General features: G+C 66.6%; 7 protein-coding genes and 1 tRNA gene. 1 reads left to right on the top strand and 7 read right to left on the bottom strand.

What is annotated here, in order from left to right; genetic code table 11:
* Window positions 1–375, bottom strand: a 375-nt coding sequence (locus tag AOZ13_RS00920) for a hypothetical protein (RefSeq protein ID WP_049933649.1), incomplete at its 3' end; no start/stop codon positions are given.
* 29 nt (window positions 376–404) lie between these two features.
* Window positions 405–599: a hypothetical protein gene (locus tag AOZ13_RS00915; protein ID WP_049933647.1), complete on the bottom strand. Its 195-nt coding sequence runs from the start codon at window positions 597–599 to the stop codon at window positions 405–407.
* Window positions 600–683: 84 nt separating this feature from the next.
* On the opposite strand from AOZ13_RS00915, the gene AOZ13_RS00910 reads away from it, so the two are divergent.
* Window positions 684–1538 carry a translation initiation factor eIF-2B gene (locus AOZ13_RS00910; RefSeq protein ID WP_020220561.1) on the top strand — a complete coding sequence of 285 codons (855 nt, stop codon included), beginning with the start codon at window positions 684–686 and terminating at the stop codon, window positions 1536–1538.
* Between the two features lie 335 nt (window positions 1539–1873).
* Here AOZ13_RS00910 and AOZ13_RS00905 read toward each other — a convergent pair whose 3' ends face one another.
* The 5 genes from AOZ13_RS00905 to purF all read right to left on the bottom strand — a co-directional run bounded on the left by AOZ13_RS00905 (window position 1874) and on the right by purF (window position 7120).
* Window positions 1874–2413, bottom strand: coding sequence for a helix-turn-helix domain-containing protein (locus AOZ13_RS00905; protein WP_020220562.1), 540 nt, complete (start codon window positions 2411–2413; stop codon window positions 1874–1876).
* A gap of 161 nt (window positions 2414–2574) precedes the next feature.
* Window positions 2575–2659, bottom strand: a tRNA-Leu gene (locus AOZ13_RS00900).
* 499 nt (window positions 2660–3158) lie between these two features.
* Window positions 3159–4340: an orc1/cdc6 family replication initiation protein gene (locus AOZ13_RS00895; RefSeq protein WP_020220563.1), complete on the bottom strand. Its 1182-nt coding sequence runs from the start codon at window positions 4338–4340 to the stop codon at window positions 3159–3161.
* A 409-nt stretch (window positions 4341–4749) separates the two neighbouring features.
* Window positions 4750–5448 carry a type 1 glutamine amidotransferase gene (locus tag AOZ13_RS00890; RefSeq protein ID WP_020220564.1) on the bottom strand — a complete coding sequence of 233 codons (699 nt, stop codon included), beginning with the start codon at window positions 5446–5448 and terminating at the stop codon, window positions 4750–4752.
* Window positions 5449–5638: 190 nt separating this feature from the next.
* Window positions 5639–7120, bottom strand: a complete 1482-nt coding sequence (gene purF / locus AOZ13_RS00885) for an amidophosphoribosyltransferase (RefSeq protein WP_020220565.1) — start codon at window positions 7118–7120, stop codon at window positions 5639–5641.
* Window positions 7121–7199: the final 79 nt, after the last annotated feature.

The raw sequence follows: 7199 nt of genomic DNA, 5'->3' as shown, positions 1-7199 counted from the left end.
GCCCGGCCCGTTCGACCCGCGCCCCTCTGCGAGTTCCACATACTCGCTCTCTCGTTCGCCCGGCGCCGCGACCGCTTCGCCCTCGTCGTACGTCACGAAGTTGAGATAGAACGGTTCGCCACACCCGTCGGGTTCCTCCTCGATCCCGCTCGTGCCGTTCGTCCGGATCTCGGCGTGACGCCACTCGCACCCCTCGCTCCGGCCGCAGACGAACCGGACCCCGTCGACCGCGTCGTCGTCGTAGCTCTCGTCGGGCGCGACGTAGTGCCACCCCTCCAAGGGGTAGGGCGTGACGGACTTGTCGCTGAGGTAGGCGTCGCGTTCGAGGACGGCGACGGTGCCACAGCGCGGACAGCGGTAGCGAACGGCGACCATACGGGCGGGACGAGCGCGAGGGAGATAGGTCACGCGGCGGCGTCGCGCGCGTCCGCGATAGCGAGCCGCGTGGCGAGGACGCGGCGTCGAGCGGCGTCGAAACCGCGGCGGGAGACATCGTAGCCCCGACGAACCCCGTCGGCGGCGCGGACGGCGACGCTCCGGAGCGTGCCGGCGGTACGGACGTTGTACGCGTGGGTCATGGACTCGCTGGTGTCGCGCATGTCGGTCACGGATAGCCGCATCGCGAAAGAAGGTGGTGGCCGTCCGTCGGAAGCTTCAGGGCATCGCGGGTCGGTCGTTCGACCATGATAGACGAGACCGCCGAGGAGATCGCGGAGATGCGAACGCACTCCTCTTCGGCCGTCGCGGTGAAGGCCGCTCGCGCGCTCGAAGACCTCCTCGACGACGAGTTCCCGACGGTCGAGGAGTACGTGCGCACGCTCGAACGCAACAGCTCGGCGCTCCGGCGCGCGAACCCCTCGCACGCCTCGCTCGTCACGACGCAACACGAGATCGTGGCCGCGGTCGAGGACGCGGACGCTGAGAGCGTCGCGGCGGCGAAAGAACGCACGCGAGAGGCCATCGGCGCCGTCGTCGAGCGCGTCGAGACGGGGAAACACGAGGCCGCCGAGAACGTCGCCGAGGAGCTCGCGGACGGAATGACGCTGCTGACGCACGACTACTCGACGACCGTCCTCGAAGCGATCGAAACCGCGGCCGAGGGCGGCGCGTACCTCGACGTCTACGTCACCGAGGGGCGCCCGCGCTACATGGGACGCCGGACCGCGCGCCGCCTCGCGGAGATCGACCGCGTGAGCGCGACGCTGATCGTGGACGGCGCGGCCGGCCACTACATGTCGGCGGTGGACGAGGTGCTGCTCGGGATGGACTGCATCGTCGACGATCACCTCTACAACCGCGTCGGCACCTATCCGCTCGCCGCGGTCGCGGACGACGGAGACGTCCCGGTCGTCGTCGCGGGGTCGTCGGCGAAACTCGTCGACGAGGGCGGCTTCCGCTTCGAGAACGACTACCGGATCTCGACGGAGGTGCTGCTCGAACCGCCGGAGGGGTTCGAGGTGGAGAACCCGGCGTACGACGCGACGCCGATCCGCCTGCTGGATCGCGTCGTGACGGACGCGGGCGTCCGTCAGTTGTAACCGACCCGATCCGACTTCGCTGGGTCTTGGGACCTCGCTCGGGGAGGGAGATGCTGTGCTGTGATTTTCGCCGTCAGTTGGCGCGACGGGGCGTCTTGTGCGCGCCCCCTCCCGGACGCCGGTCGGAGTCGTCGAACCCCACCATCACCATGTGGGGCCGGGCCACTGCGGCCCGTACTGCGCGACGCTTGTGGCCGCACAGCCGTCTCTGGCAGTACGGCCGGGCGCAACGTAACGTTGTCTCCCGCCCTGCCGGTTGTCTCCCCGACCGACTCGCTCGCTACGCCCGTGGTTCGAGAGAGCAGCGCGCTCTCGTCATCGCAAGAACCGAAGATTCACTCGGAGACGAGCGTCACGTCGAGTCGTTCTTCGAGCGCGCGGACGACGCTGCCGCCGACGCCGGCCTGCGTCGCGCGCCCCTGCTCGATCGCGAGCAGGTCGTTCTCGTCGACGTCGAGTTCCTCGGCCAGCTCGGCGAGCTGGAGACCCTCCTCCTGACGCGCCGCCTCAACGCGCTCGCCGTATCCCGAGACGAGGTAGGGGAGCCGATCGCGCTCGTAGTTCGTCCCGTGCTCCTCCCAGTGCGAGGAGTCGCCTCGCGACGCGTCGAGTTGCTTCGCGGCCGTCCGAACCGCGCTGTTGCGCTCGCGCGTAGGCCCGCCGCTACTCCCCGAGGAGGATCCGCCGTTCCCGCTCCCGCCGCTATTCCGGCGCGAGCGCTTCTTGCTCTCGTCGAGGTCGGCACAGTTCTGACAGACGGAGAGCTCCGCGCCCGCGACGGACGCCGTCGTGAGGGAGTCCGTGGACTCCCCGCAGAGCTCGCAGGTGCCGCTGCCGCCGCCAGCGGAGGATCCGCCCGTGGAGTACTTCGCCATACCCCCCGGTACGCGGAGGTGACATTTCAATACGGCGCTTTGCGGGGTGATCGCCCCGCTGTGCGTCGCGGTTTCGGATAGGAAGGTTGTGCGTGGGTGATGTCCCGAAAGGGAATCACCGTGCATCGCTTGGCCGCGGGTGAGTGCCCGCGTGAGTGCGATGCGTGGGACCGGATTTGAACCGGCGAACCTCTACAGGACAGCGCCCTCAACGCTGCGCCTTTGGCCTAGCTTGGCTACCCACGCTCGCTCTCGTGTTCGCGTTCGCATTTCTCTGTACCGCTGGGTTAAGTAAGAGACTTGCGATTCGACCCCGGCGTGCGATACGACAGCAGGGACGCGTCTCAACTCACCGGGCGTTTCCGTCACGTTCGCGCGGTTCGGTGGGCTGTACGATGCGAACCGGGCGACACGCGTGTGGCGAACGAGCGCCCCCCTCCCCCCGTTCTGCAAATGTTCTGGGCGTGAAGGATGGAGAGCAGATGGGGAGAGCGCGCTCGCACGCGGGACCCCTCCGGAATCGGATTGCGACGACGGATCGCAATCCTCGATCGGGTCGAACGACGGTGAGTGGGCCTACACCCCCACCCCGTTCTGCAAATGTTCTTTGTGAGACGGAGAAACCGTTCGTCGGAAGCTGAACGGACCGTTCGCCGGAAGCTGAACGAGCCGTTCGTCGGAAGCTGAACGAGCTGTTCGCCGGAAGCTGAACGAGCTGTTCGTCGGGGCAATCGAGGACTGGCCGTCACTCCTCCTCGCCGAGAACGGCGGTGACGATGGCGGGTTCGACGTCGAGTTCGTACTCGTAGTACTGGCCTCCGCTGCGACCGTGGTTGCGGTCGTATTGCGTCAGAAAGCCGAGCATCGCGAGGTCGATGAGGTGATCGTGGACGGAACGCTGGCTAAGCGGTTCGGCCCCGCTCTCCGCACAAACACGCTCGTACACCCCGTACGCTTCCTTCGCACGCACGGGTGTCTGCTCCGTCATCGCGAGATTCGTGACCGCGAGGAGAGTGTATCGTCCGTGCGTCGTCAGGTCGCGAATCGAATCCTTGACGCGGCCGCGCTCGACGCGGTTCTCCGCGGCATCGACGTCCGCCTCTCCGACAGATTCGCGGCCGTCCTCGACGGCGACGTTCGCTGCCTCTCGAAGGAGATCAATGGCCTGCCGAGCGCTCCCCCGATCCTGCGCAGCGATCGCCGCGCACTTCGGGATGACCGAATCGTCGAGAACACCCTCGGAGAGGCCCTTCTTCGCTCGATCCGTGAGGATCGTTCGCAGTTCGTTCGCGTCATAAGGCGGGAATTTGATCTCGCGCTCGCAGAGGGTGTCCTGCACCTTCGAGGAGAGGTCGTTCCGAAAGGTGTAGTCGTTCGAGATACCGACTACCCCGACCTGCGAGTGCTCGATGTTGCCGTTCGCCTTCGCGCGCGGGAGCTGATAGAGGAGCACGTCGTCATCCCCCAAATTGTCGATCTCGTCGAGCACGACGAGCACCGTTCCCTCCCGAGCCTCGATCTCCTCGAAGAGCGCGGTGAGAACGTCCGATGTCGAGAGCCCGGTCGTGATCGCTTCCCGTTCGGTGTCCGCGCGGAGTTCGTTCACGAGCGCGATGGCCGCCTGATACGACGAGGGGTGGTGGTGACAGTTGACCTCCGCAACGTGGACATCGTCGACGTCGGGGCGCTGATCGGTCTCGATGCGCAGCATGTCCATCATGTAGCGCGTCACCGCAGTCTTCCCGACACCGGTCTTCCCGTACACGAAGACGTTCTCCGGCTCCCAGCCGTCCACGACGTCCTGCAACGCGTTCGCGTACGCCTCGATCTCCTCGCCGCGTTCGAGGATTTCTTCGGGCTCGTACTGTTGTTTGAGAACGTTCTTGTTCGTGAAGACTCCCGTACGCGTTCGGAACGGCGTGTCCATCGCTACCTACACGTATTTCGACACCACTCACTATAAACGTATCCTTCTAATGTTTCAAGTGCTTCTAATGGTTCCCGTCTTTCTGATGGTCGACTTAGTGTGGTCGATCATATGCCGAGGCGATCGATTACGGACCGTACTGCCCGCACCGACGACGGTCGGTCTCTCACCGATGGCGTTTCGTCCCGCCGTATAGGTCCGACACCGCGGGCAAGACTGACTCCGTGGCGTAGCCCCGCGTACCTGACCCCCCCACCTATTGCGTCCGGATCATTTGCAGAACGGGGGGGTGAGACGAACTAATACGACGGCAGTCGATCCCGTCCCGTTCGATCCAACTCACCCAACACACCCTCCGGTTCCCCAGAACACTTGCAGAACGGGGAGGGGGGGGGAGGGGAGAAATGCACTACAGCCGCGAGCCGTGCGGATGCGACGCCGCGACGTAGCCCATGAAGTTCTCGAAGAGGTGTTTCACGCGCGTCGCCTCGCCGTAGTGCTCCCGGTTCAGGTGCTCCATGACCGTCTCGATGCGCTCCTCGCGGACGTTCCGCTCCTCCAGTACGCGCGTGGCCGTGTGGAGGTCGAACTCGGGGTGAAACTGCACGCCGAAGGCGTGGCCGGCGCGGAACGCGTGGACGTCGGTGAAGTTGTTCCCAGCCAGTCGCACCGCTTCGTCCGGAAGCGACGTCACCTCGTCGCGGTGCGCGGTGAACGCCGTGAACCACTCATCGAGACCGCCGAGTAGCATCGAGTCGTGCACGCGATGGATCTCGTGGAACCCGACCTCGAACTCGTCCATCGGCTCGACGGTGCCGCCGAGGGCCGACGCCAACACCTGATGGCCGAAACAGACGCCGAGCGTCGGCAGCCGGCGATCGACGGCCCCGCGGACCCACGACTGCAAGCGCGGGATCCACGGCCGGTCGTCGTACACCGCGTACGGCGACCCGCTCACCACGACGGCGTCGTAGTCGCCGTACGACGCGGGGAACTCGCCGTTCACGACGTCGAAGGCGGAGACGACCGCCGGGAGTTCCCGACGAAAGTTCCGCCGAGCGTCATCGACATTCTCCGACGCGACGAGGAGCGCGACGCGCGGGCGCATGAACGCCGCTACGCCCGCCGCGGACTAAGAACCCCGGAAACACCCAACGGAGCGGGGAGAAGGGATCGCCGACCCACGTCACGTCCGCGTCCGCTACCGGTCGCGTTCACTCCCGCGTCACGTCCGCGTCCGCTACCGATCGTCACGCACGGATCCCGCATCGATCGTCACGCACGGATCCCGAGTTCGGCTAGTCGTCCGCGGGGGCGTCCGCATCCATCCCGACGGCGGGACGTCGCACGTCGCGATCGGACGTCTCGCCCTCGATGTCGTAGGGGTATTCCCCCGTCACGCAGCCGAGACAGAGGTCGGCGTGCGAGCGCCCGATGGCCTCGGTGACGGCGTCGATGGAGAGGTAGGAGAGGCTGTCCGCGCCGATCTCGTCGGCGATCTCCGCTTCGCCCTTCTCGGCGGCGATGAGTTCGCCGCGCGTCGCCATGTCGATGCCCATATAACAGGGCGCGACGATCGCGGGCGCGCCGATGCGGACGTGCACCTCCTCGGCACCGGCCTCGCGGACGAGCTTCACGAGCTGATTCGACGTCGTCCCGCGGACGATGCTATCGTCGATGATGGTGACCGACCTGCCCTCGACGGTCGAACGAATCGGATTCAGCTTCAGGCGAACGGCGCGCTCGCGGGCCTCCTGCGTCGGCATGATGAAGGTCCGGCCGACGTAGCGGTTCTTCATCAGCCCCTCCGCGAACTCGACGCCGTCGCCGTCGCCCTCCTGCGAGGCCTCGGCGTAGCCGGACGCGAACGCCCGCCCGGAGTCCGGCACGGGCATCACGACGTCGCCCTCGACGCCGGACTCCTCCCAGAGCTTCCGGCCGAGTTCGCGACGCACCTCGTAGACGAGTTCGCCGTCGATCCGCGAGTCCGGGCGCGCGAAGTAGACGTACTCGAAGAAGCAGTTCGCGGTGTGCTCTCGCTCGACGAGCTGGTAGGAGTCGAAGCCGGAGCCGTCCTCACGGAGGACGACGAGTTCGCCCGGCCGAACGTCGCGAACGAGTTCGCCGCCGAGGGTGTCGATGGCGGCCGATTCGGAGGCGATGACGTAGCCGTCGTCCAGTTCGCCGATGCAGAGCGGGCGGTTGCCCTCGGGGTCCCGAACTCCCAGAACGGTGTCGTCGTGCGTGATCGTGAGGGCGTACGAGCCGTGGATGCGGTTCATCGTCCGCTTGACGGCGCGCACGAGATCCTCTTCGAGCAGATTGCGCGCGAGGTCGTGCGCGATGACCTCGGTGTCGCCGTCGCTCGTGAACGCGTGGCCGGACGACGCGAGTTCGTCGCGGACGCTCGCGGCGTTGACGAGGTTGCCGTTGTGGCTCAGCCCGAGCGCGCCGCCCTTGAACGAGACCGTAAAGGGCTGCGCGCAGGACTTATCGACACTCCCGGCGGTGGGGTAGCGAACGTGCCCGATGCTCGCGCTGCCCTTCAGCGCCTCGACGTCGTCCTCGTCGAAGGCGTCGCCGACGAGCCCCATCTCGACGTGGCTGTGCTGCTGGAAGCCGTCGTGGGTGACGATGCCGGCCGATTCCTGTCCCCGATGCTGGAGCGCGTACAGCGCGTAGTACGTGGGGAGCGCGGCCGATCGCTCGGCGAGGGAGATGCCGACCACGCCGCACTTCTCCCGCGGCCCGTTCTCGACCGTCTCGTCACGCCCTGTCATATCCCCTTCTTGCGCACCCACCACCTAAAACATCCGTGGTTGTGCGGCGATTCGCCGATATCCCGTCCGAGGTGTGCAC

This window comes from Halarchaeum acidiphilum MH1-52-1 (assembly GCF_000474235.1).
In the GTDB taxonomy this organism is placed as follows: Archaea; Halobacteriota; Halobacteria; order Halobacteriales; family Halobacteriaceae; genus Halarchaeum; species Halarchaeum acidiphilum.
The sequence above is the reverse complement of the archived record's forward strand: the minus strand, read 5'-3'. Positions and strand labels throughout refer to the sequence as shown.

What these genes read in the sequence shown, in the direction of transcription:
- purF (WP_020220565.1), bottom strand. Translation starts at nt 7,120, where the DNA reads ATGACAGGGCGTGACGAGACGGTCGAGAACGGGCCGCGGGAGAAGTGC.
- AOZ13_RS00890 (WP_020220564.1), bottom strand. Translation starts at nt 5,448, where the DNA reads ATGCGCCCGCGCGTCGCGCTCCTCGTCGCGTCGGAGAATGTCGATGAC.
- AOZ13_RS00910 (WP_020220561.1), top strand. Translation starts at nt 684, where the DNA reads ATGATAGACGAGACCGCCGAGGAGATCGCGGAGATGCGAACGCACTCC.
- AOZ13_RS00905 (WP_020220562.1), bottom strand. Translation starts at nt 2,413, where the DNA reads ATGGCGAAGTACTCCACGGGCGGATCCTCCGCTGGCGGCGGCAGCGGC.
- AOZ13_RS00895 (WP_020220563.1), bottom strand. Translation starts at nt 4,340, where the DNA reads ATGGACACGCCGTTCCGAACGCGTACGGGAGTCTTCACGAACAAGAAC.
- AOZ13_RS00915 (WP_049933647.1), bottom strand. Translation starts at nt 599, where the DNA reads ATGCGCGACACCAGCGAGTCCATGACCCACGCGTACAACGTCCGTACC.